Origin of the sequence: Myxococcus sp. AB036A, assembly GCF_006547355.1 — a bacterium.
GTDB classification, from domain to species: domain Bacteria; phylum Myxococcota; class Myxococcia; order Myxococcales; family Myxococcaceae; genus Myxococcus; species Myxococcus virescens.
This window is the reverse complement of the sequence record NZ_VHLC01000002.1, coordinates 46,227-69,831: the sequence shown is the minus strand read 5'-3', so window position 1 is coordinate 69,831 and position 23,605 is coordinate 46,227. Positions and strand designations below refer to the sequence as shown.

General features: G+C 69.0%; 16 protein-coding genes. 8 read left to right on the top strand and 8 right to left on the bottom strand.

Going from position 1 to position 23,605, the window contains the following annotated elements; genetic code table 11:
- Nucleotides 1–28: 28 nt before the first annotated feature.
- Nucleotides 29–802: a 2,3-dihydro-2,3-dihydroxybenzoate dehydrogenase gene (locus tag FL344_RS01505; RefSeq protein WP_141617221.1), complete on the bottom strand. Its 774-nt coding sequence runs from the start codon at nt 800–802 to the stop codon at nt 29–31.
- Nucleotides 803–1,165: 363 nt separating this feature from the next.
- On the opposite strand from FL344_RS01505, the gene FL344_RS01500 reads away from it, so the two are divergent.
- Both FL344_RS01500 and FL344_RS01495 read left to right on the top strand, forming a co-directional pair.
- Entirely contained in the window at nt 1,166–3,553 is a 2,388-nt protein-coding gene (locus FL344_RS01500) for an ABC transporter permease (protein ID WP_228564679.1), read from the top strand.
- Nucleotides 3,554–3,640: 87 nt separating this feature from the next.
- Complete coding sequence (locus FL344_RS01495; protein ID WP_141590413.1) at nt 3,641–4,222, top strand: hypothetical protein; 582 nt, start codon at nt 3,641–3,643, stop codon at nt 4,220–4,222.
- A gap of 21 nt (nt 4,223–4,243) precedes the next feature.
- Here the strand turns inward: FL344_RS01495 and FL344_RS01490 are convergent, their stop codons facing one another.
- Complete coding sequence (locus tag FL344_RS01490) at nt 4,244–6,724, bottom strand: ABC transporter permease (protein WP_141617220.1); 2,481 nt, start codon at nt 6,722–6,724, stop codon at nt 4,244–4,246.
- Between the two features lie 75 nt (nt 6,725–6,799).
- Nucleotides 6,800–7,309, bottom strand: a complete 510-nt coding sequence (locus FL344_RS38900; RefSeq protein WP_228557980.1) for a DUF421 domain-containing protein — start codon at nt 7,307–7,309, stop codon at nt 6,800–6,802.
- Between the two features lie 134 nt (nt 7,310–7,443).
- Here FL344_RS38900 and FL344_RS01475 point away from each other — a divergent pair, with 134 nt between their 5' ends.
- Complete coding sequence (locus FL344_RS01475) at nt 7,444–8,562, top strand: enolase C-terminal domain-like protein (protein ID WP_141617219.1); 1,119 nt, start codon at nt 7,444–7,446, stop codon at nt 8,560–8,562.
- Nucleotides 8,563–8,596: 34 nt separating this feature from the next.
- On the opposite strand, the gene FL344_RS01470 is transcribed toward FL344_RS01475, so the two are convergent.
- Nucleotides 8,597–11,800 carry an FAD-binding and (Fe-S)-binding domain-containing protein gene (locus FL344_RS01470; protein WP_141617218.1) on the bottom strand — a complete coding sequence of 1,068 codons (3,204 nt, stop codon included), beginning with the start codon at nt 11,798–11,800 and terminating at the stop codon, nt 8,597–8,599.
- A gap of 231 nt (nt 11,801–12,031) precedes the next feature.
- On the opposite strand from FL344_RS01470, the gene FL344_RS01465 reads away from it, so the two are divergent.
- A complete protein-coding gene (locus tag FL344_RS01465) occupies nt 12,032–13,816 on the top strand; it encodes a thiamine pyrophosphate-requiring protein (protein WP_141617217.1) in 1,785 nt (594 codons plus the stop codon).
- Between the two features lie 134 nt (nt 13,817–13,950).
- On the opposite strand, the gene FL344_RS01460 is transcribed toward FL344_RS01465, so the two are convergent.
- Nucleotides 13,951–17,337: a DUF4082 domain-containing protein gene (locus tag FL344_RS01460; RefSeq protein WP_141617216.1), complete on the bottom strand. Its 3,387-nt coding sequence runs from the start codon at nt 17,335–17,337 to the stop codon at nt 13,951–13,953.
- A 193-nt stretch (nt 17,338–17,530) separates the two neighbouring features.
- Between FL344_RS01460 and FL344_RS01455 the strand changes: the two genes are divergently transcribed.
- A complete protein-coding gene (locus FL344_RS01455; protein ID WP_141617215.1) occupies nt 17,531–18,280 on the top strand; it encodes a hypothetical protein in 750 nt (249 codons plus the stop codon).
- Nucleotides 18,281–18,371: 91 nt separating this feature from the next.
- On the opposite strand, the gene FL344_RS01450 is transcribed toward FL344_RS01455, so the two are convergent.
- The gene (locus FL344_RS01450; protein ID WP_141617214.1) at nt 18,372–19,091 is read right to left on the bottom strand and encodes a YafY family protein; all 720 of its coding nucleotides are present in this window, start codon (nt 19,089–19,091) and stop codon (nt 18,372–18,374) included.
- A 78-nt stretch (nt 19,092–19,169) separates the two neighbouring features.
- Between FL344_RS01450 and FL344_RS01445 the strand changes: the two genes are divergently transcribed.
- Entirely contained in the window at nt 19,170–19,598 is a 429-nt protein-coding gene (locus tag FL344_RS01445) for a VOC family protein (RefSeq protein ID WP_141617213.1), read from the top strand.
- A complete protein-coding gene (locus FL344_RS01440) occupies nt 19,585–20,184 on the top strand; it encodes a YdeI family protein (protein ID WP_228564678.1) in 600 nt (199 codons plus the stop codon). The genes FL344_RS01445 and FL344_RS01440 overlap by 14 nt, the downstream gene beginning before the upstream one ends.
- Nucleotides 20,185–20,215: 31 nt before the next feature.
- Here the strand turns inward: FL344_RS01440 and FL344_RS01435 are convergent, their stop codons facing one another.
- Entirely contained in the window at nt 20,216–21,106 is an 891-nt protein-coding gene (locus tag FL344_RS01435) for a GNAT family N-acetyltransferase (RefSeq protein ID WP_141617212.1), read from the bottom strand.
- A 134-nt stretch (nt 21,107–21,240) separates the two neighbouring features.
- A complete protein-coding gene (locus FL344_RS01430) occupies nt 21,241–22,245 on the bottom strand; it encodes a formylglycine-generating enzyme family protein (protein WP_141617211.1) in 1,005 nt (334 codons plus the stop codon).
- A gap of 194 nt (nt 22,246–22,439) precedes the next feature.
- Between FL344_RS01430 and FL344_RS01425 the strand changes: the two genes are divergently transcribed.
- A complete protein-coding gene (locus FL344_RS01425; protein WP_228564677.1) occupies nt 22,440–23,582 on the top strand; it encodes a hypothetical protein in 1,143 nt (380 codons plus the stop codon).
- Nucleotides 23,583–23,605 lie beyond the last annotated feature (23 nt).

Here is a 23,605-nt window from a genome sequence, read left to right as displayed (position 1 = left end):
GCCTGAGCGGTGCCGCGCGAGGGCGGGGTCAGGCGTCGAGTGTCGCGCCCCCGTCGACGCGGAGGTCGTGCAGGGTGATGTGGCGTGCCGCGTCCGAGACGAGGAACCGCACCGCGTTGGCGATGTCCTCGGGGGTGGCGATGCGTTGCAGGGGGATGCCCAGGCGATAGGCCTCGGGCGAGCCGGCAATCACCGCCTGCGCGCCGGACTCATCCGCCCAGAGCGCGCGCTGCATGGCGGTGTCCGTGGAGCCGGGGGACACGACGTTGCAGCGGATGCCGTGTGGGGCCAGCTCCAGGCCCAGGCACTTGGTGAACATGCTGGAGGCGGCCTTGGAGGCGGCGTACGCGGCCATCTGCGTGCGGGGCACGGCGGCGGCGTTGGAGCCCACGGTGACGATGACACCGCTTCGGCGGGGCACCATGCGCCGGGCCACGGCGCGGGACACCTGGAACACGCCCAGCGTGTTGACGGAGAAGGTGAACGCCCAGTCCTCGTCGCTGTAGGACAGGATGGGGCCCGTGCGCAGGACGCCCGCCACGTTGGCCAGCACCTCGATGGGGCCCAGCTCCCGCTCGATGCGCTCCACCACGGCGTCGACCGCGGTGACCTCACTTACGCTGGCGGGGTAGGCCACTGCGTGTTGATGCTTCTGCCGGAGCTCGGCCACGAGGGCGCTCAGGCCGTCCGCGTTGGTGTCGACCGCGGCGATGAGGGCTTCGCCCGCCAGGGCACGTGCCACTGCCGCGCCAATACCTTGTGCGGCACCTGTGACGAGTGCCACCCGGGTGGGCGTTCCCATGTCCCTGCTCCTCCTTCTGGATGCCTGCGCCCGCTTGTTGGGTGGGCATGTAGATAATGAGAATGATTTTCATTATCGAAGCGGCGCAGATATGTGCCACGCAGCGTCAGGGGTGTCAAGAAGGGAAGTAGGGGATTGCGGGTAACGCATATTGCAATGGCCGCGCGGTCGGGCTGTCACGCATCGGGTTCCACCCTGGCGCCACGCTTCTCCTGGCCGCGTTGGAAGCGGAACGGGCTCTTGTCCGATGATGGGATTTCGCGTGCCACAGGCGAACGCGAATCACGTCCCGGCCGGGTGTGCGAAGGGCCCTGTCAGGCGCGACGTTGAGTGGCGTTGGAGTTGCACTGGAGTCTGGCCTTCATGTCCCAGCTTCTTCAGGACGTTCGATTGGCCCTGCGTCGCATGCGGCGCGAGGCCGCATTCACGCTGGTTATCATCACCACGCTTGCGCTGGCCATTGGCGCCACCACCGCCGCCTTCAGCGCGGTGTTCCAGGTGCTGCTGCGGCCGTTGCCGTACCAGGCACCGGAACAGTTGGTGACGCTGTACCAGTCAACGCCTCAACGCGAGCGGCTGGGCGTGTCGTTGCAGTCACTCCAGGCCTGGCGCGAGCGGGCGTTTGCGTTCCAGGGACTGGAGGGGCTGTCGATCCGCGACATCACCTTGGCGGGTGACGGCGAACTGGAGCGGGTGCGCGCGGGGCGGGCAACAGCGGGCTTGTTCTCGCTCCTGGGCGTGCGGCCCTTGCTCGGACAGGACTTCCGCGCGGACAGGGACGCCCATGGTCTGCTCCTGTCGCATGCGCTGTGGCAGCGGCGCTTCGGTGGCCGCCCGGACGTGGTGGGACAGACGTTGATGGTGGATGACCAGCTCCACACGGTGGTGGGGGTGTTGCCCGCGGGTTTCCGCTTCGCACCGGACGTGGAGGCGTGGAAGCCGTTGGTCCTGGCCGCGGATGAGCCGGCCGGAGGGGTGTGGCTGCGGGTGGTGGGACGCCTGCGCGAAGGCGTGTCCGCGGAGCAGGCACGCACGGAGATGACGGCCCTGGGCGCCGCGCTGGTGCGCGAGCCGGGCTTCACGGAGGAGCCCGCCGGGGTGCGGCTGGTGCCCTTGCACACGCAGGTGGTGGAGGGCTCCCGGGAGCGGCTGTGGCTCCTGACCGGCGTGGTGGCGCTGGTGCTGCTGGTGGCCTGCGCCAACGTGGCCAACCTGTTGCTGGCGCGGGCTTCCGCGCGGGAGCGCGAGGTGTCAGTGCGCGCCGCCCTGGGCGCGGGCCGAGCGCGGCTGGTGCGGCAGTTCCTGGTGGAGAGCGGGATGTTGGCGCTCGTGGGCGGCGCGGCCGGACTGGTCCTGGCGATGTGGGGCCTGGATCTGCTGCGCGCGCTCATGCCGCCTCAGTTCGTGGATGCCGAGGCTCTCCGCCTGCAGCCACATGTCTTGGGCATCGCGCTGGTTCTCTCGGTGGTGACCAGCCTCCTCTTTGGCCTGGTCCCCGCGCTGCGGGTGTCGCGCGCGGATGCGCGGGGCGCGCTGGGCGGGCTGCGAGGCGGCGCAGGGGCCACGCGGGGCGAAGGCGGGCGCGTGGTGCTGGTGGTCGCGCAGGTGGCCCTGGCACTGATTCCGCTGGTGGGCGCGGGCCTGATGCTTCGCACCGTCCATGCCTTGAGCGTGGTGCCGCTGGGCTTCAATCCCCAGGGAGTCACCGTGGTGGACCTCTCCCTGCCGTCGGCGAAGTACCGGGACGAGGCCGTCCAACGGGCCCTCTTCTCCAGCGTGTTGGAGCGGGTGCGCGCGCTTCCAGGCGTGACGTCCGCGGGCATGTCCAGCACGGTGCCCCTGTGGGGACGCAGTGGCCTGGCGCCGGTGCTGCTGCCGGGCGAGCCGGCATCACAGGCGGACTCCCGGGAGTTGGTCCACTTCCGCACCACCAGCGACGGTTACTTCAACACCCTGGGCATCCCGCTGAAGGAAGGGCGCACCATCGAAGCCTGGGATGGGCCGGGCACCGCGCCGGTGGTCGTGGTGAACGAGACGTTCGCCCGGCGCTACTTCCCCGGGCGGAGCGCGGTGGGACAGCGCGTGCAACTGGTGCTCGACGGTGAGGCCTTCCGCGAAATCGTGGGCGTGGTGGGGGATGTCCAGCACAACAGTCTGGATGCGCCCCCGGTCAGCGAGGCCTTCGTCCCCATGGGGCAGCTCTGGGGACTGCACATGCTGCTCACCGTGCGTGCCTCGCAGGACGCTGTCGCGCTGGCCCCGGTGCTGCGCGAGCAGCTTCGCGCCGTGGCCCCCGAGCTCCCGAGAGTCCCCGTGCGCTCCCTGGAATCGGTCGTGGACGCCAGCCTGGGTCACACGAAGGTGCTGGGTTCGCTGCTGGTGGCCCTGGCGGTGCTGGGGCTGGTGCTCGCGGGCGTGGGGCTCTACGGCGTGTTGTCCTATTCGGTCAGTCAGCGGACGCGCGAGCTGGGCATCCGCATGGCATTGGGCGCGACCGGGCAATATCTGGTGTGGCGCGTGGTGGGGCAGGGGCTTCGGATGGCCGTGGCCGGCGTCCTCCTGGGGCTTGTCGGCGCCGCCGTGTTCGCGCGCAGCCTGTCCAGTGTCCTGTATGGCGTGAGCGCGTTCGACGTCGTCACCTTCGCGGCCGTGCCCGCGCTGCTCGCCGCTGTGGCGTTGCTGGCCAGTTGGCTGCCCGCGCGCCGCGTCACCCGCGTGCCGCTGCACGAGGCGCTGCGCTCGGACGACTGAGGAAGTCTCCGGGACGTTCGATGCACGCTATCGGCGATTCGCGAGCTGGCTTAGGACTGGGGACAACCTGGCTGGAGGTGCCGCGCGATGAGGAAGGTGAGTCCCACCGGAAAGCCCGTGCCGGGAAACCGTGGTGCCCTGGTGGCAGTCTTGCAGCGGGACTTGTCGGGCACCCTCCGGATGGGGACCGTCTTCGGTGTCCTCGGGCTGGTGGCCGTCGTGGCTGGCTGGACGTCCATGGAGCAACTGATTGACGCCGGGCGTCGTGAGTTGGCGTATCGCGTGTTGCTCGTCTTCTTGGGGGTGCCCGCCATCATGGGTGGGCTGCTGTGCTGGTGGCTCGCGCCCCGCAAAACGCGCAGGCTCGTGCGAAGCGTGGAATCGGACGAGCGGACCCCGATGCTGATGTCGGTGGAGCGCAAGGTATTCGGGAGTGGAAGCGACGAAATCGTCCACTTCGTGGCCACGCTGTACAGCCTGAGCGCCCATCAGCTGGTGTTGAGGGACGTGCGCCTGCGGCATGGGAACAATTGCCTGGCGTATCCCTACGACGAAGGGGTCTCCAAGGTGCCGGTGGATGTCTATGGAAGGCCCGGCGAAGGGCCGGTGGTCATCGATGCGGGCTGGGGATTCCTGCTCCCCTCCAACCGGACCTATCCCTGGTTCTAGCAGCCCACGGGCCCGCCTTCCTCAGTCGTACTTGAGCGCGATGATGGGGTCCACGCGCGAGGCACGCAGCGCGGGCACCCAGGTGGCCACCAGTCCCACGCCCAGCAGCACCACCGGCGCTGCGACAAAGGACAGCGGGTCCAGGGCGCTGACGCCGTGGACGAAGCCGGACACCACCCGCGTCAGCGCCAGCGCACCCGCGCACCCCAGCACCACCCCGCCCGCCACCGAGCCCAGGCCCTGTCGGAGCACCAGCCTCACCACATCGCCCCGCGTAGCGCCGAGCGCCAGTCGCACGCCCATCTCCCGCGTCCGCTGGCTCACCAGATAGGACAACACGCCGTAGATGCCCACTGCGGCCAGCGCGAGCGCCAGCGCCGCCATCATCCCCAGCAACATCATGTTGAAGCGCTCGGAGCCGAGCGAGCGCGCGACGTGGTCCTCCAGCTTCAGCGTCTCCATCACCGGTTGCTGCGCGTCCACCGCCCACACCTCGCGCTGGGCGGCCGTTACGATGTCCGCGTGGCCGCCCCTGGCGCGCACCAGCAGGTTCCGCGGAATCATCCGCACGACCATCGACGCGACGCCCTGCGACATCTGTCCCGGCGGCAGGTACAGCACCGGCGGAGCCTCGTCATTCAGGCCGTCCTCGCGCACGTCCCGCACCACGCCCACCACGACGCGGGGCACCACGTCCCGGAGGGACGGCACGGAATGCGCCACCCGGATGCGCTGGCCGAGGGGGTCCTCGCCCGGCCAGAACCTGCGCGCCGCCGTCTCGTTGATGACCACCACCGGCTCCGAGCCCGCCACGTCGTTCTCCGCCAGCAGCCGCCCGCGGACGAGGCCGATGCGCATCACACCGAAGTAGTCCGGCGTCACCGGGCGGTACTGCCCCCAGCCCGCGCCGGGGCCGTTGTCATCCCCCGTGTACTTGCCCTCGATGGAGAACGACATGCTGGGGCCCCTGTCCATGGGCAGCGACGTGGCGAACGCGACCGCCTCCACGCCCGGCAACGACCGCACGCGCTCCTCCACCTGTGTCTCGAAGCGCTCCAGTGCCTGCAACGTGCCGTAGCGTCCCTCCGGGAGTGACAGCCGCAGCACGTGGACGCCGTGCGGGTCGAAGCCCGGCTGCACGCGCTGGAGCGCGGAGAACCCGCGGATGAGCAGCGCCGCGCCCACGAGCAACATCACCGCCAACGCCACCTGACCCACCACCAGGAACGCGCGCGTGCGCCCACCCCCCGGGCCCAGGGTCGCACGCTGGCCGCCCTCGCGGAGCGCCATCTGGAGGTCCGTGCGCGACGCTTGCCACGCGGGCAACAGCCCGAACAACAGGCCTGTGAGGAGCGACGCGGCCAGCGTGAAGCCCAACACCGTGCCATCGATGCCCACCTGCGCGCCCGCGAGCCCTCCGTCCCCGGGCAGCAGACCCGAGGTGGCCGGCGCCAGCGACAACAACCCGGGCAACACCGCCATCGCCAACAGCACCCCGAGCCCTCCGCCGGCCACGGAGAGCAAGAGGCTCTCCGTGAGCATCTGCCGCGCGAGCCGCCCCGGCGCCGCGCCCAACGCCGCCCGCACCACCAGTTCGCGGTTGCGCGCCGCCGCCCGCGCGAGCTGGAGGTTTGCCAGGTTGACACAGGCGATGAGCAACACCAGGCTCACCGCGCCCATCAGCACCCAGAGCGCCAACCGCGTGTCGCCCGCGAGGAACGCCCGCAGGTCCACCGGGGCAAACTCCTGGCCCTCATCGAGCAGGACGGGGTTCTCCGCGCGCACGCGTCCCCCCAATGTCTCCAGCGCCGCCGCCGCGCCGTCGGTCGAGACGCCCGGGCGCAGCCTGCCGGTGACGAAGAGGAAGTGGGAGTTGGTCCGGTCCGTGAGGTCGAGCTGGAGCGGCGTCCACAGGTGCACGCCCGTGGGGTACGCGAACGACGCGGGCGCCACGCCCACCACCGTATAGGGCTCGTCGTTGAGGACGACGGAGCGGCCCACCACGTCCGGCGCGCCGCCGAAGCGCCGCCGCCACAGGCTCTCGCTGAGGACGACCACGCGAGGCCCGCCCACCACATCCTCCTCCGGCAGGAAGCCGCGTCCCAAACTCGGCCTTACGCCGAAGGTCTCGAAGAAGTCCGCCGTCACGCGCATGCCCGGCAATCGCTCCGGCATGCCGTCGCCCACGGCGCTGAAGCCCGAAGGCAGCACCTCGTAGGCCGTGACGCGCGAGAAGGGCGACCCCTCCGCGGACATCCACGCGTATCCAGCGATGGACTGCGACGCCGACCGTCCGTGGTCCTTGGTGACTCGCACCACCTGCATCAGCCGGTCTGGCTCCGGGTACGGCAGCGGTCGCAGCAGCACCCCGTTCACCACGCTGAAGATGGCCGTGTTCGCCCCGATGGCCAGGGCCAGCGTCAGGAGACAGACCAGCGTGAACCCACGATTCTTCAGCAAGAGCCGGAGAGAGAAGCGGACATCCTCGATAAGGGCGGACACGGGGGGACCTCGGGGGCGTGTGTTCGCCCTACGGCGCACGATGACGGTCATTGCACTGGCTGCTGGACCAGCAACTTACCTGAGTGTGGCGCTTCCCTCCTTGCGGAAGAGGAAGGTCACCTTGCCATTCGGTTCGAGAAATGCCGCGTGTACGGCACTCAGGTCGCCACGGCCATGCGCGCGCAGGTGGCTGAGAAGCTCCTTGTGGGAGATGCGCGTCTTGCGCAGGTTGCCGTGCACCAGGCTGCCTTCTCGAATCAGCTCCAGCGGACGACCTTCCAGCACCCGTGCCGCATGGCGGTTGCGGAAAGCCAGCCAGGAGAAGAGCCGGTCCCATGCCCCCATCGTGGCCAGGGCGATAAAGCCCGTGGTGAGGCTGTCATCGTTGGCCACGATGGTCATCCGCATGCAGACCGAGAGGAGGAAGAGCAGGGCCAGGTCGAAGCTTGCGTAGCGGCTCAGCTCCTTGCGTCCAACCAACCGCAGGACGAACTGCACGAAGAGGAACACCAGCGAGACGCGGATGATGACCTCAAAGGGATGCAGGTCCGGCACCCAGAGGCCATGCCAGTCAATAGGCTTCATGTTGGAAAGCTGCCCACGCGCGCCCCCTCCGGTTGGCGTGGGAGCTCTCACCCAGCCATTCCCAGGGCAGCCGGAGCGGGCAAGGACTCTCTCAAGGATGATGGGGGCGGGGGGCTGATGCACGGGGAGATGCCATGGTCCAGAGGCTCAGCGAGGCGGTGCCCATCGAGCGCTGCGAGGTTCTTGCTTACGAGGTCCCAACGGACGCGCAGGAGGCGGACGGCACCATCGAGTGGGACAGCACGACGCTCGTGGTGGTGGAGCTGACGGCGGGAGGCACGCGCGGGCTCGGCTACACGTACGCGGACGCGTCGGCGGCGAGCCTCATCCGCCGCTCGCTCGCCCGGGCGCTCGAGGGGCACGACGTGATGGACGTGCCGGCGCGGATGCGCTCATTGCTGAGGCAGGTCCGCAACAAGGGGAGGCCGGGGCTGGTGGCCATGGCGCTCTCCGCGGTGGACGTGGCGTTGTGGGACACGAAGGCGCGCTTGCTGGACCTGCCGCTGGTGCGGTTGCTGGGCGCCTCAAGGGATGCGGCACCTGTCTACGGCAGCGGGGGCTTTACCTCGTACTCCATCGACCGGCTCCAGACGCAGCTCGCCGGCTGGGTGGAGCAGGGGATTCCACGGGTGAAGATGAAGGTGGGCAGCCACCCCGAGGAGGACCCAGCTCGGGTGGAGGCCGCGCGGCGCGCCATCGGGCCACGCGCGGAGCTCTTCGTGGATGGGAACGGTGCATACACGGTGCCGCAGGCCCTCTCGCTCGCGGAGCGCTTCGCGGCGCACGGCGTCTCCTGGTTTGAAGAGCCCGTCTCCAGTGATGACCTGGAGGGGCTCCACCGCCTGCGTGCTCGCGTCCCCGCCGGCATGGCCGTGGCGGCGGGCGAGTATGGGGACAGCGGCCTCTACTTCCGGCGCATGCTGGAGGCGGGCGCGGTGGATGTCCTCCAGGCGGACGCCACGCGCTGCCTGGGTATCAGCGGGTTCCTTCAGGCAGACGCGCTGTGCGACGCGTTCGGCGTGCCTCTCTCTGCCCACTGCGCCCCCGCGCTCCATGCCCATGTGGCGTGCGCGGCTCGGCGGCTGGTGCACATCGAGTACTTTCACGACCACGCACGTTTGGAGCGGATGCTCTTCGACGGCGTGGCGTCGGTCAGGCATGGGACGCTCGCGCCGGACCTGTCGCGTCCGGGACTGGGGCTGGAGTTGAAGCGGGCGGATGCGGCCCGCTACGAGGTGGGCGCCCCGTCCTGAGGCACGGCATCCTGGGCGTGCTGTTCGACGCCCTCTACCCGCTGTAGACACGGCTCAGACGACGCCGTGGTGCCGGACGGGCGCGCGAGGTACGCAGCCGCCGCAGGCCCAGGAGCAGCAGGCCCCCCAGCACCGCCGCGGTGCGCGGGCGCTGAAGCGGCGGCCGCCCCAGCCCCTTCGTCACCCAGCCGCGCTCGGGGAAATCGCCCGAGGGGCCCGTGTTCCCGTAGGCCTTGGCCATCTGCACCACCTGCGCGATGTGCAGCGCCCGGCGGTTCGTGTTCTGCGCAATCTGCTCCCGGCAACTGAAGCCGTCGGCGATGACGAGCGCGTCCCGGGGCGTGGCGCGCACCTTGGGCAGCAGCACGCGCTCGCCCACCTGCTGGGAGACCGTGACCTTCTCTCCGGCCTCAAAGCCGAACGAGCCCGCCATGCCGCAGCAGCCCGTCTCCGGGACTTCGTATTCCAGCCCCAGCTTGTCGAGCACGGCCTTCTCGTCCGTCATCTGGAAGAGTGACTTGTGATGGCAGTGGCCGTGTACCACCGCCTTCTTTGCCATGTGGGGCAGGGGCACTTCCTTCGCGTACCGGGTCAGGAACTCGCTGAAGAGGAACGTCTGACGACGGAGCTGTGTGGCGAGCTCCCAGTCCGGGAAGAGGTTGCGCAGCTCATCTCGAAAGACGGACACGCAGCTCGGCTCCAGGCCCACCAGCGGCACGCCCGCTTCAATCTCCCGGCGGAGGCTCTCCAGCGTGTGCCGCAGCATCCACTTCGCCGTCGTCAGCATGCCGAAGTCGTAGAGCGGCCGGCCGCAGCACAGGAACCCCTGGGGAACCACCACCTCGAAGCCCGCGTCCTCCAGCACGTCCAGCGCCGCTGCCGCCGTCTCCGGAAAGAAGTGGTTGTTGAAGGTGTCCGGCCACAGCATCACCCGCTGGTGGCCCTTCGGGGCCGACACCGGCCGGCGCGCCACCCATCGTTGGAAGGACTCGGGCGCGAAGCGTGGCATCTTCCGCTGCGTCGACATGCCGGCCAGCCTCTGGAGCAGCATGCGGGTCGGTGGGAAACCGGTGAGGACATTCACCAGTCGAGGGGCCCGCATGGCTGCGCGGGCCCAGACCATGATGAGGCCCATGGCGTAGGCGGGTCGCGGGCGCAGGTGCCCCTGGTAGTAGTGCGACAGGAACTCCGCCTTGTACGTCGCCAGGTCCACCTGCACCGGGCAGTCGCCCTTGCAGCCCTTGCACGCCAGGCACAGATCCAGTGATTCCTTTACCTTGTCGTCGCGCCAGCCGTTCTTGATGACCTCGCCCTGGAGCATCTCGAAGAGCAGGTGAGCGCGGCCGCGCGTGGTGTGCTTCTCCTCCTTCGTCACCATGTAGCTGGGGCACATCGTGCCGCCGTCGTCCCGCCGGCACTTGCCCACGCCCACGCAGCGCTCGGTGGCCCGGTACAGCAGGCCGTCGTCGTCCGGGTACTTGAAGTGCGTCCGCGGCTTCCAGGTGCGCGCCCGGAAGTCCCGGCCCAGGCGCAACTCCTGGTCGATGGGGTTCGGGTCCACCACCTTGCCCGGGTTCATCTTCCCCTGCGGATCCCAGATGCTCTTGAACTCGCGGAAGGCCTGCACCAGCTCCGGGCCAAACATGCGCGGGAGGAACTCGGCGCGTGACTGGCCATCGCCGTGCTCGCCGGACATCGAGCCCCCCATGGACACGCAGAGGTCCACCGCTTCCTCGATGAAGGCGCGGTACTGCTGGATGCCTCTGGCTGAGGTGAGGTCGAAGTCGATGCGCGTATGGACACACGCCTGGCCGAAGTGGCCATAGAGCGAAGCGTCATACCCGTACTTGTCGTACAGCTTGCGCAGGGCGCGCAGGTAGGCCCCCAGCTTCGCTGGAGGCACCGCCGAGTCCTCCCATCCGGGACAGGTGTCTGGCTGGCCGGGCACACGCGCGGTGGCGCCCAGGCCCGCCTCGCGAACCTTCCACGCGTGCTCCATGTGTTCCCTGTCCGAATACAGCCGCATGTCCACGGGAGCGCCGCGGCCCTTGCGCAGCGCATCCATCATCTCGCGCGCCCGCTCGAGTGCCTCCTCCCGCGTGTCGCCGCCGAGCTCGAGCATGAGGTAGCCCTGGCCCTGTGGGAGGATGTCGAGGAACTCGGCGTGCGAGCTCATGGGATGGAGGGACTCCATCTGGCTGGTGCGGCCCTTCAGGACGACGTTGTGGATGAGTTCGTCATCCAGCCCCTCCAGCGCGAGCGGGTGGAAGCGCTCGGCGAGCTCATGGGCGTGGTCTCCGGCGATGTAGATGTCCGGATAGCCGAGCATCACCACCACCCGGTGCGGCGGGCTGGGCACGAGCTTCAGCGTCGCCTCCAGGATGGTGACGCACGTGCCCTCGGTGCCCACCAGGGCGCGCGCCACGTCGAAGCCGTGCTCGGGCAGCAGCGCGTCGAGGTTGTAGCCGGAGATGCGCCTCGGAATCGGCGGGTAGCGGCGGCGAATCTCCTCCGCGTACCTGTCTCTCAAATCGCGCAGCTTGCGATAGATGTCTCCGCGCCGGCCGCCGGCCCGGATGAGGGCTTCCAGCTCCGCGTCGCTGGTGGGACCCACCTTCAGGCGCAGGCCGTCATAGGTGAGCACGTCCAGCGCCCGCACGTTGTGCGAGACGGGGCCGGCCATCTGGGCATGAGAGCCACACGAGTTGTTGCCCAGCATGCCGCCGAGGGGGCAGTGGTTGTGCGTGGCGGGATCCGGGCCGAAGGTGAGGTGGTACTGCTCGGCCGTGTCGCGCAGGTGGTCCAGGATGGTGCCGGGCTGAACGCGGGCCGTCTTCGTGCCGGGATCCACCTCCAGCACCCGGCCCAGGTACTTCGTCCAGTCGATGACGACGGCCACGTTGCAGCACTGGCCGGCGAGGCTCGTGCCTCCGCCGCGCGACAGCAAGGGGGCGTCGTATTCGCGGCAGGCACGCACGGTGGCGAGGACGTCGTCGAGGCTGCGAGGGATGACGACCCCTAGGGGGACCTGCCGGTAGTTGGAGGCGTCCGTAGCGTAGAGCGCACGGCTCCCATTGTCGAAGCGGACCTCGCCCTCCACGGAGCGGCGCAGCGCTGCCTCCAGCCCTTGGACGTCCACGGCGACGTCACCACCCTGGGGACCTGGGAGCGGATGGGCGGCGGGCCGCTTGCGCGAGAGCCGCGAGAGGGTGCGTTGGATGGCGTCCGTCGAGCGCATGGTGGTTCCTCTCCCGTTCAGGGCGTGCCCGAGGCGGGGGCACGCAGAGAACCTGCGCACCGCGCGCGCGGCACGGACATGCCGTGGCGGCGCGGCGCACGTCCTCCCGCCTCGTCTGGTACGGCTGGGGCGAGGGCCCCCGGGCAGGACTGCCGGGTGCTGGTTCCCCGCATCTCCAGGGGATGCCCAGCTTCGGGAGGCACCCCTTCGCTCCCTGCCCTAGGAGTTTCAATGAGCGCCACCGTCGCCGATTATCTGCTCTACCGCCTGACCCAGTGGGGCGTCCGCCGGCTCTATGGCTATCCGGGCGATGGCATCAACGGCATCATCGGCGCGCTGGGGCGTACCACCGAGCTCCGCTTCATCCAGGCGCGCCACGAGGAGATGGCTGCCTTCATGGCGTGCGCGCACGCGAAGTTCACGGGGGAGGTGGGCGTCTGCCTGGCCACCTCCGGCCCGGGTGCCATCCACCTGCTCAATGGGCTCTACGACGCCAAGCTGGACCACCAGCCCGTGGTAGCCATTGTGGGCCAGCAGGCACGCTCGGCCCTGGGTGGCCATTACCAGCAGGAGGTGGACCTCACCACGCTCTTCAAGGACGTGGCCAGCGAGTACGTCACCATGGTGACGAAGACCTCCGCCGTCCGCCACGCCATCGACCGGGCAGTGCGAATTGCGCTGAACCAACGCTCTGTGACGTGCGTCATCATCCCGAACGACTTGCAGGAGCTGGAGTACCAGAAGCCTCCGCGGAAACACGGCACCGTCCACTCCAGCGTGGACTTCAGCCCGCCGTACGTCATTCCCCAGGAGAAGGACCTGCGCCGCGCCGCCGCCGTGCTCAACGCCGGCAAGAAGGTGTCCATCCTCATCGGCGCGGGTGCGATGAACGCCGCCAACGAGGTGGTGGAGGTGGCCGACCTGCTGGGCGCTGGGGTGGCCAAGGCGCTCCTGGGCAAGGCGGTGCTGCCGGACGCGCTGCCGTTCGTGACGGGCGCCATCGGCCTGCTGGGGACGAAGCCCTCGTGGGACATGATGATGGACTGCGACACGCTGCTGATGGTGGGCACGAGCTTCCCGTACTCGGAGTTCCTCCCTCCAGAGGGCCAGGCGCGCGGCGTGCAGATCGACATCGACGGTCGCATGCTCGCCATCCGCTACCCCATGGAGGTGGCGCTCGCGGGGGACAGCAAGGAGACGCTGCGCGCGCTGATTCCCATGCTTCAGCGCAAGCAGGACCGGAGCTGGCGCGAGCAGCTCGAGAAGGGCATCCGCCAGTGGTGGAAGATGCTGGAGGCGCAGGCGATGAATTCGGCCGACCCCATCAACCCCCAGCGCGTCTTCTGGGAGTTGAGCCCCAAGCTGCCCGACGGCGTCATCCTGACCGCGGACTCGGGCTCGGGGACGAACTGGTTCGCTCGCGACTTGAAGATGCGCAAGGGGATGCTGGCGTCGCTGTCGGGCAACCTCGCCACCATGGGCTGCGGCATGCCGTACGCGATTGGGGCGAAGTTCGCATTCCCACACCGGCCGGTGCTCGCCATGGTGGGTGACGGCGCGATGCAGATGAACGGCAACGCGGAGCTCGTCACCGTGGCGAAGTACTGGAAGGAGTGGAAGGACCCGCGCTTCATCGTCCTGGTGCTCAACAACCGCGACCTCAACCAGGTGACGTGGGAGCAGCGTGTCATGGCCGGTGACCCGAAGACGCCGGCCACGCAGACGCTGCCGGACTTCCCCTACGCGCGCTACGCGGAGTCGCTGGGCCTGCGCGGCGTGCGTGTGGACCGCCCCGAGCAGATTGCTCGCGCCTGGGACGAGGCGCTCTCCGCGAACAGGCCCGTGCTGCTGGAAGCCTACACGGACCCCGACGTACCGCCGCTGCCGCCGCACATCACCTTCGAGCAGGCCCGGAACTTCGCAGAGGCGCTCCTGGAAGGGGACGAGGACACGGCGGGCGTCATCAGGCAATCCCTCAAGGGCATGGTGGACAAGCTCCTTCCGCACAAGGGGTAGCGGCCGGACCTGTCGTCGCAACACGTCACAGGCAGGACCTCTCAGGTGTCATCGGTGGTGAAATGAAACGGGCCCGACGCGAATGCACCGCGTCGGGCCCCGGAGGATGACGCGCCTTGGGAGGCGCGAGTGATTCAGTTGTAGGTGGCGGTGTAGGTGCCGGCCAGCGCGCCGTCGATGAAGGCGAAGTCCACGCCCTTGATGGTGCGCGTCACCGTCGTCACAGCGGAGCCTGCGCGGGTGACGGACAGCAGCGTGCGGCCCGTCGTGGTGCGGGTGGGCACCATGAGGGACAGGTTTCGCGCGGGGCTCGTGAGGTTGAAGGTGAGCACCGTGCCGGTGAATGCCACGGTGGACACCTGGGTAGCCTCGCGGGCATCGAGCCACTCCAACAACTGCTTCGCGGTGATGACCGGCACGCCGTCACGCTTGGCGGACGCGATGATGGCGGCCGATCCGGAGGAGCCGGCCGACGGCTGCGAGTCGACGTGCATGTTGGCGTTGAAGGCGCCGTAGTAGCCCTTGGGGCCCAGCGCGTTGTCCAGCAACGTGTCGATGTGCAGCGGGTAGGACTGGCCGGACTCGTCCGTCATCTGCGTGGCGAGCTGGTAGACGTCCAGCGGAGTGCCGTCCAGGTCCGCGAAGCGCATGGCCAGGCCGGAGCCAGTGAACATGCCCGGGCGGTCCTGCACCCAGTAGTCGGGCCAGTAGTAGTAGTTGGTGTCCAGGCGGATGCCGTGCAGGCGCGACACCTTGGGCTGGGTGGACCAGTCGCTGAACGCGATGCAGTGCGTGCGGTTGGTGACGGGCGCGGGGACGGCGGGGAAGGCGGACGCGAAGCTGGCGAGCTGCGGGGTGAAGAAGTTCGGGTCCAGCGTGTTGGCCGTGTAGTCCGCGCAGCCGGTGTTGATGTGCAGGGCGTACTCGAAGCCCTGGGCCACGTAGGTGTTGGCCTGGGTGGCGCTCAGTCCGCCCACGTAATCGTAGACGGTGCCTCGGATGCACTCCCAGTCATCCACGCTGCATCCGGTGGGGCTGTCCGCGAGGTACTGGTTCCAGCGCTGGATGGTGGCGCCACCCGGGTGTCCGTCGCCCGTCATCACCACGACGGCCTTCTTGGCGCTGGGGAAGTACCAGAGGCGCGGCAGCGGCGTGGTGCTCGTCTGGTGCAGCACGTTGGCGAGCAGGCGCTGCTGTTCGTCCGCCTGGGGAATCTGGACCTTGGCCAGGTTCACCCAGTCTGGCTGCGGGTCGAAGGACGCGTTGCCATAGAACATGTCGTTGGCGCGCGCGCCCGGGCCGATGGAAGAACCGTCGCGGTTCTGTCCCTGCCAGGCCGGGTTGCCCTGTCGCGTGTAGATGACGGACTTCGCCAGGTCATACATGAAGGCGGTGGCGGTGCCGCTGCCCACGGCGCGCTGGCTGACGGCGGTGAACGTCGTCGCGGTGGTGGCGTCCGAGTAGAGCGTGGCGACGGTGCGCGTGCCAGTGACGACGGTGCGCTTGTCCGCGAGCCCGTGGTACTGCATCGTCTCCGTGGTGATGCCCGTGCCCGGGGCCTGGGTGTCGTTGACCAGGATGTAGCCATTGGCCTGCGTGCCCTGAGAGGCATTGAGTCCGAGCAGTGACTGGAGGTTCGCCGCGGGCCGCAGGGCGATGAGGCTGCCGCCAGCGGTGACCCAGTGGGTGATGAGCGTCACCTGGGCCGCGCTCAACGTCTGCTCGCCGAGCACCAGCACCTTGTAGTCATCGAGGGAGACGGAGACGCCCAGGTTGCCGGCATCGGTGGTGGCGAAGGCGGCGATGCCCTCGGCCTCCAGGATTTCGCGCAGGTAGTCGGTGAAGGGGTTGCCGGGAGCAGTGGCCACCAGCACGGGCCCCGCGCCGTGGACGCCCGGACGGGGCGGCGGTCCGTAGGGCTCGAAGACGACGTCCACCCAGTAATTGGAGTTCTGGTGGCTGCCGTTGGGGAACGTGGAGGTGGAGGCATAGGCGAAGACGCCGTTGCCGCCTGGGGTGGTGGCGCCGGGCAGGGCGTGCAGCGGAGGGGCATCCACTCCGGTGGCCAGGCCATTGTTGTCGAACGCGTAGCCGCCGAGCGGCGCGAAGTACGACGCCACGTAGGTGGTGCCGGCGGTGATGGCGATGGGAGAGGAGAACGTCACCTCCTGCCAGCCGACGGCCGTCTCGTTGGTGAAGGTGGCGGAGGCGAGCGGCTGGCCCGTGGCGCTCCACAGATTGCCCACGTGGGCGCCGGTGTTGCCGCTGCCCTTGTAGAAGCGCACGCCCGTCACCTGTCCGTCCACGTCCGAGCGGAACTTCACGCCCACTTCGATGGCGGCGGTGTCAGCGGCGGTGGCGGTGCCGGGCGTGGCGGTGGGGGCGAAGATGCGGAAGGTGTTGTCCGGGGGCTGTGTCGGGGGCGGTGCGCCGGTGGCCTGGAAGACGACGTCCACCCAGTAATTGGAGTTGCCGAAGCTGTTGCTGGGGAAGGAGCCCGCGGCGCCGTAGGTGAAGACGCCGTTGCCGCCACTGGTGCTGCCGGGCAGCGCGAAGAGGGGCGGGGTGTCCTGGCCGCTGGCGAGGCCACCGTTGTCGAAGGCGTATGCGCCAACGGGGGCGTGGTACGAGGCGACGTAGGTGGTGTTGGCGGCGATTGGGACAGGGGTGGAGAACGTCACCTCCTGCCAGCCGGTGGCCGTCTCGGAGGTGAAGGTGGCGAAGGCCAGGCGCTGCCCGTTGGCGCTCCAGAGGCTTCCCACGTGGGTGCCGGTGTTGGCGGCGCCCTTGTAGAAGCGCATGCCTAGCACGTTGCCGCTCACGTTCGTCTTGAACTTCACACCCAGCTCCACGGGGTCGGAGTCATTGGTGACGGAGGCGACGGCGGGCGTGGCGGTGACAGGCCACAGGGTGACGGGCTCCGCCGGGCGGAAGACGACGTCCACCCAGTAGTTGGAGTCGCCGAAGCTGCTGCTGGGGAAGGAGCCCGCGGCGCCGTAGGTGAAGACGCCGTTGCCGCCGCTGGTGGCACCCGCGAGCGCGTGGAGGGGTGGGGCGTCCACGGTCGAGGCCAGCCCCGCGCTGGTGAAGCCGTAGGCGCCGCCAGGCGCGTGGTACGAGGCGACGTAGGTGGTGTTGGCGCTGATGCGCACGGGCGTGGAGAACATCACCTCCTGCCAGCCGGTGGCCGTCTCGGACGTGAAGGTGGCGAAGGCGAGGCGCGCGCCAGCGGCGCTCCAGAGACTTCCCACGTGAGTGCCGGTGTTGGCGGGGCCCTTGTAGAAGCGGATGCCGAGGATGTCTCCCTCGATGTCGGACTGGAACTTCACGCCCAACTCCACCGGGGCGAAGTCATTGGTGACAGAGGGAACGGCCGGGGTGGAGGTAGGGGCGAAGAGCGTGTACGTCGGCTGGGCGCGCGCGGCGGTGGGCAGCGCGAGCAAGACGGCCGCGAGCAGCGCCAGCGCGTGGGCGCGTGGCTGCCTCGCGACCCAGTTGGGCCGTGGCTTCGAGGATGTCATTCGGACTTTTCCTTGGGGGATGGCACGACGAGACAGAGCAGCGGCGGCATTTTGCTGTCTGTTTCTGGCGTGGACAATGACGCGAGACGTAGGTCCGCGAGTCATTGCCGCATGCCGCGATGCATTGACGCCTCCATGTTGCAGCGACCAGGTTGGGGAAGCGCAGATGCGCTGCGGCTGGTATGAAGGGGGGATGTTCCATTCTTTCGCAACGCGGGTTGTCCAGCTCGACGAAATCAAGGTCCGCTTCGAGGCCGCGAACGAAGCGGAGACCTTCGGCTGGTTCGTCGAGCACTTCGAGCGGATTCAGGAACGCGCCCAGCAGCAGAATCAGCCCGCTGTCGAGATCCATCTGGCGACGGGGCTCGTGCGTGCCGACACGATCGCCCCTGCGTCTCCGTGGATTCTCGTTGTCGATGGAGATCTCGAGGTCGCGAGTGACATCGACCTGTCGACCCAGCCTTACGACATCAGTTTGTTCGTGGTGCTCGGCAGCGTGCATGCGAAGAACCTGCGCTTCAGCGGAAGCGCGTGTTGCTACGTGACGAAGTCGGTCGAGCTTGCGGGCGGCTGCTTCGGGGATCACGGTGACGAGGCGGCCGAACTCCACACCATCCGTCTGAAGGCGCGCGTATTGATGCTCGACGGCAACACCGGAGTGAACGCTCAGCATCTCGATGCGGTGGTGTTCGCGAGCCAGGGCTGGGGCCTGCCTCGACACTTCACCGACGATGACGTGGCCGCAGATTTCTTCGTCGCCGAGGCGCTGGATGAGGACGGTGGAATTGACGAGGGTGCGGTGTGGGAGTTGATGACGAGCGGGAAGGACCCGTTTCAGCCCGGAGCACTGGCGACGCTCAGCGCGAGGCGCGTCGATGCTGAGACGCGACTCAAGCCTCAAGGAGTCGTGCCGAAGCTCCGCAACGCGTTGTCGGCGAGCTGATCGCGGCACACGCTCGGCCTCTCCGTCTCGGGAGGCGACAACACGGCCCGGCCGGTCAGCAGAAGCGGCAACCTTCCTGACACAGGGGGCATCAGAGCGCCGCGAAGATGTCGCCGAGGGTGGCGAGCATCGACTCCGAGTCCCGCATCTGGAACGTCGCAGCCTGGACGCTCGCGGATTCGATGCGGTCGACGCGGAGCATGCGCACCGCTCCGCGCAGGTGGTCCCAGACGAGCAGGTACCACGCGGGCCAGCTCAGCAGCAGGTAGTGCGGCTCCACGATGCGCACCGTGCGCACGTCGTTCGAGCGGTACGCCAGCTCCAGGGCGCGCTGCTCGAAGAAGGACTCCTGGAGGGGACGTAGCACCGCCGCTCGGGGAGGCTTCCAGGTCGCGGTGACGTTCCGTGAAGTGGGGCCGACCAGGATGCGACGGCGCAGCTTGCCGACGCGTGCGCGCTCCTCCGGTGGGAACGAGGCGGCGAGCTTTTGACGCAGGCTCTTGAGTGTCGAGAGCAGAAGCGGGGACTCGAGTCGCTCGGCGAGCGCCAGGGCGAGCAGGAGGTCGAGCAGCTCCTGGGCGCTGAGCTGCACGCGCCCGAGCCCCGTCCGGGGCGGTACCCGGATGCCGCCGCCTCGGCCTGCGTCCGACTCGATGGGGACCCCGCGGGCGGAAAGCCGGGACAAGTCCCGTCGAACGGTACGCACACAGACGCCGAGCTCCTCCGCCAGCTCCGGGGCCGTCCAGGACGGCCGGGAGGCGAGGAGGCCCAGGACTCGGTCCAGGCGGTCGGTGACGGGCTCGCGCTTCAAACGTGACTCATTCTGTCACGTTCTGGGGCCATGGTCATGGGGTCGCGAGCGGGCGCGGCCAGGATACGAGAGAGCCCCATGAGCACCTTGCGCGGATTGTGCACCTTCAACCTCTGGGCGGATGACCTTCGGGCGGCGACGCGCTGGTACGCGGATCTGCTCGGCGTGGAGCCTTACTTCAGCAGCGAGGCCGCCGGACGCGGTCCCGGGTATGTCGAGTTCCGCATCGGCGATTACCAGCATGAGCTGGGCATCATCGACCGGCGATTTGCTCCGCCGGGACTCACCACGACCCGGGGCGGTACGGTCGCCTACTGGCACGTCGACGACATCGCCGCCACGCTCGAACGGTTGCGCTCACTGGGGGCCCAGCTCCTCGAAGGCGTCACCGAGCGTGGCCCGGGCTTCGTCACAGCGTCCGTCATCGACCCCTTCGGGAACGTGCTGGGCATCATGTTCAACCGTCACTACCTGGACGTCCTGGGAGGTGCCCGTGGCCAGCGTTAGGCGGGAGGTGCGTGGGGGCGCGGCGATGGATGCGCCGGTGATTGCGTTCCGGGGGGCGGCGGAGTTCGAGGCCTGGCTCCAGACGCATGCCGATGCTCCTTCTGGCGTCTGGTTGAAGCTCGCGAAGAAGGGGACGGGCATCCCGTCGCTCACCGATGACGAGGCGGTCGACGTGGGGCTCTGCTTTGGATGGATTTCGGGGCAACGGAGGTCGCTCGATGCGCGCTTCTATCTGCAGAAGTACGTCCCGCGCCGGCCGCGCAGCCGCTGGTCCTGTGTGAATGTGAGGAAGGTCGAGGCGCTGCTACGCGCGGGCAGGATGCGGCCCTCGGGCCTCGCCGAGGTCGAGGCAGCCAAGGCCGATGGACGCTGGGCCGCGGCCTACGCGTCCCAGAAGAATGCCACGGTGCCGGAGGACCTGACCGTGGCGCTGTCCGCGAGCCCGCGTGCCGCGCGGGCGTTCGAGGCGCTTGGCAAGACGCGGCGGTACGGACTCATCCTCAAGGTGATGACAGCGCGTACCGAGAAGGGACGCGCGAGTCAGGTCCGCCGCGTCGTCGAGGAGTTGGACGCGGCGGCGGATTGAGCGCGGGCGGGGTACACGGGGGGCAGTCCGCTCACGGGCACGAGCGGCTCCGCTCCTGGATGAAGCGATCGAGGTCCTCGTCCTGCCCCAGATGGCGGAGCGCGCGCGCCTGGTGGCCCGCGTGGCGAAAGCCGGCCTTCTCCAGCACACGCCGGGAGCCGGGGTTGCGGGAGAAACAACTGGCATGGAGGGATTCCAGCCCGAGCGTCTCGAAGCCGTAGCGGACCAGGGTCTGGGCTGCCTCCGTCCCAAAGCCCTGTCCCCAGTACGCGCGGCCGAGCCAGTATGAGAGTTCGGCCGTGCGAGGGCGCTCCTCGTCGGCCTCCACCAGCCCGGCCAGGCCCATGAACTCGCCAGACTCGGAATGGCCGAGCGCGAAGACATGGGAATGTGCATCCAGCGAGGCAATCCAGGCTTCCGCCATGCCGTCCTCGAACGGATGTGGGATTCCCGCCGCATTCGCCGCCACCTCGCGGTCACCCGCCAGGCGCTGAATGGCGCTGGCGTCGTCAGGGAGGAGGGGACGGAGAATCATCCGGGCACTCACGAGGGCTCCCGCCCCGCGCTCAGGAGCGAGCGCGCGCTGGATGACTGGGCGCAGGTCGGCCGCACCGAGCGCGTCCAGGGCAAGCTCCCATCGGCCCTCGGCGCAGAGCCCGCTCAGGCCGCCGTCTTCATGGGCCCGCAGGGCCACCGTCCGCAGCGCTTCGCGAACCGCCTCGGCGACCGCGTGCCCTGCTTCGTCACAACGCTTGCAATCGAGCTCGACACCGAGGCGGCTGCGCCTCCCGTCCTCGGTGAGGACCCAGGGGCGTACCATCCAGGGCGGGTCATGGCGCATGTGCTGCCGGTGGCCACACTCGAGGTCAGCCACCCAGTGGTCTTCCCGGTCGAGGTGGAAGCCTGTGATTTTCTGCTTCATGGGTCCCTGTGTCGTTGGAGGCGGGCGACACGATAGGGATGGAGTCGCGGCGAGTGGAAGCGCCGCGACAACGTCGCAAGCCCTTCTTTTGGAAATGCCAGCTTCGGGAAGCTTGCGCTGGAACTCCAGGCGGCTCAGGGGCGGACGACGCAGCGGAACCCGATGTGCGACGTGCCGCTGTCCACGGCCTGCGGCGAGCGCGCAGCCGGGCGGTAGCGCAGGCAGTAGTTCGGCGCGCACAGGTGGCTGCCGCCCTTGAGGACGCGCCGGGGAATCTTCACCTTCGGCAGGCACGGGTCCAGGCTGCGAGCCGACGTGGCCGGTCCCCGCGGATTGACGGGGATGCAGCAGGGCTTTCCGCCGTTCCCCTCGTGCCGCTCCTGGTACCAGTCCGAGGTCCACTCCCACACGTTGCCGGCCATGTCGAAGAGGCCGTAGGCGTTCGGTGGGAAGCTGCCCACCGGGGACGTGCCCTCGAAGCCATCCGTGTTCAGGTTCTGCCAGGGGAACTCACCCTGCCAGGTGTTGGCCATCAGCTTGCCACCCGGCGCGAACTCGTCGCCCCAGACGTAGACCTTCCGGTCCAGGCCTCCGCGCGCGGCGTACTCCCATTCCGCCTCGGTGGGCAGCGTCTTGCCCGCCCAGTTCGCATAGGCGAGCGCGTCCTCGAAGCAGACGTGCACCACCGGGTATTGTTCGCGCCCCTGCCAGGTGCTGCCCGAGCCTTCGGGGTGCTTCCAGCAGGCGCCCGCCGTATAGAACCACCACTGCGTCAGGTCGCGCAGGTCCACGCGAGCGAGCGTCTTCTTGAAGACGAGCGAGCCCGGGACGAGCAGCGCTGGATTCGCGCCGGGAAAGTCGTCGGGGTTCAAGGGGCGCTCGGCCACGGTGACGTAGCCGGTGGCTTCCACGAAGCGCGCGAAGTCCGCGTTCGTCACCAGCTGGCTGTCCATCCAGAAGTCCGTCACCGTCACCTGGTGCGTCGGCCGCTCCTCCGGATAGTGATGGTCCGAGCCCATCCAGAACGTCCCACCGGGGATGTAGACCATGCCCGGCAGCGAGCGGGCTTCCTGCCCCGCGCCGTCCTCGAGGGGCCGGCCGCCCTGGGCCGGGACTTCGTCGATGACGTCGATGCTCATGTGCGTGCCTCCTTCCCTGCGAGAACGGAGGGGCGCGCCGTGCCCCGGCAGCAAACGTGGGGGGCCACGCGGCACGGAACAATCCGGCCCTCAGGGGTAGGCCTCGTGTCCGCGCCTGCGCCTGCCGGTCGTCGCCCGGCCTGGGGGCGCTTGTGGCGTCCTGGACGCAGCCCCACCGTGGAGACGGCGCCCTCATGGACCCGCACTCGACGATTGCCGAATTCTCCCTGGTGAAGGGCGGGCCGCTCTTCGAGACCGAGCGCCGGCTCCGGCGGGGGCCGCGCAAGCGTTATGACCCCGTGTTACGGGCGCTGGCCTTCTCAGCGATCGGCTGGTTGCCCCTGCTGCTCTTCTCGCTGCCTTCGGGTGGGCCGACCGTGGGCTCCCTGTTCATGGAACTCCAGGTCCATGCGCAGTTGCTGGTGGCGCTGCCCGTGCTCCTCGCCGCGGAGCCCTACATCGACGGCCGCCTGGCTTTCGCGGTCCGCCAGTTCCTCAATTCGAACCTGGTGGCGACGGACGGCCTCCAGACGTTCGAAGCGGATGCCCGGCGCGCCATGCGGTGGCGGGACAGCTATGTCGTGGAGGCGCTGCTGCTCATCGTGGCGTATGCCCTCACGTTCATCACCCCGGCCGACGCCACCCGGTCGTGGACCCTCAACGGCGACGGGTTCTCCATGGCGGGGTGGTGGAATCTCGCCGTGAGCCAACCCCTGTTCCGTTTCCTGGCGCTCCGGTGGATCTGGCGTGGCGTCATGTGGAGCGCCTTCCTGCTGCGTGTGTCACGTCTGCCGTTGACCCTGGTACCGACACATCCGGACATGATGGGCGGGCTCGGGTTCCTGCCTGTCTGCCAGGCCAGCTTTTCGCCCGTGGTGTTCTCCCTGGCCGTGGTGGTGGCGGCATACACGTCCCGGGTGGAGCCCAAGGACCTGTCGGCCAACCCCGCGGCCTACGTGATTCCGCTGGTGGTCATCGCGGCCGGCGCGGTGGTGCTGGTGTTCGCGCCGATGGGCTTCTTCGTGCCCCAGCTCGTGCGGGCGAAGCGGATCGGTGACGAGGACTTCTCGAAGGTCGCGGCCAAGCACTCGCGGCAGTTCGAACACAAGTGGTTCCGGGGCGGACCGGAGCCGGAGCTGCTGGGCGCGCCGGAGATGTCCTCGCTGGCGGACATCGGCACGGCCTTCACGCTGGCGCGGAGGATGCGCCTGTTGCTCTGGGACAAGATGGCCCTGCTGGCCGTGGTGGGGGCGGCGCTGGCGCCGCTGATCATGTTGCTGGTGATGGACCGGCAGTTCATCTCCGTCCTCAAGTTCATCCACGATGGCTTGCGGTGACGCGGGCCAGGAGGGCTCCGGGC

Excerpts from the sequence above, each read along its gene's own strand:
- FL344_RS01505 (WP_141617221.1), bottom strand. The coding sequence starts at position 802 with ATGGGAACGCCCACCCGGGTGGCACTCGTCACAGGTGCCGCACAAGGT.
- FL344_RS01500 (WP_228564679.1), top strand. The coding sequence starts at position 1,166 with ATGTCCCAGCTTCTTCAGGACGTTCGATTGGCCCTGCGTCGCATGCGG.
- FL344_RS01495 (WP_141590413.1), top strand. The coding sequence starts at position 3,641 with ATGAGGAAGGTGAGTCCCACCGGAAAGCCCGTGCCGGGAAACCGTGGT.
- FL344_RS38900 (WP_228557980.1), bottom strand. The coding sequence starts at position 7,309 with ATGAAGCCTATTGACTGGCATGGCCTCTGGGTGCCGGACCTGCATCCC.
- FL344_RS01475 (WP_141617219.1), top strand. The coding sequence starts at position 7,444 with ATGGTCCAGAGGCTCAGCGAGGCGGTGCCCATCGAGCGCTGCGAGGTT.
- FL344_RS01470 (WP_141617218.1), bottom strand. The coding sequence starts at position 11,800 with ATGCGCTCGACGGACGCCATCCAACGCACCCTCTCGCGGCTCTCGCGC.
- FL344_RS01465 (WP_141617217.1), top strand. The coding sequence starts at position 12,032 with ATGAGCGCCACCGTCGCCGATTATCTGCTCTACCGCCTGACCCAGTGG.
- FL344_RS01460 (WP_141617216.1), bottom strand. The coding sequence starts at position 17,337 with ATGACATCCTCGAAGCCACGGCCCAACTGGGTCGCGAGGCAGCCACGC.
- FL344_RS01455 (WP_141617215.1), top strand. The coding sequence starts at position 17,531 with ATGTTCCATTCTTTCGCAACGCGGGTTGTCCAGCTCGACGAAATCAAG.
- FL344_RS01445 (WP_141617213.1), top strand. The coding sequence starts at position 19,170 with ATGAGCACCTTGCGCGGATTGTGCACCTTCAACCTCTGGGCGGATGAC.
- FL344_RS01435 (WP_141617212.1), bottom strand. The coding sequence starts at position 21,106 with ATGAAGCAGAAAATCACAGGCTTCCACCTCGACCGGGAAGACCACTGG.
- FL344_RS01430 (WP_141617211.1), bottom strand. The coding sequence starts at position 22,245 with ATGAGCATCGACGTCATCGACGAAGTCCCGGCCCAGGGCGGCCGGCCC.
- FL344_RS01425 (WP_228564677.1), top strand. The coding sequence starts at position 22,440 with ATGGACCCGCACTCGACGATTGCCGAATTCTCCCTGGTGAAGGGCGGG.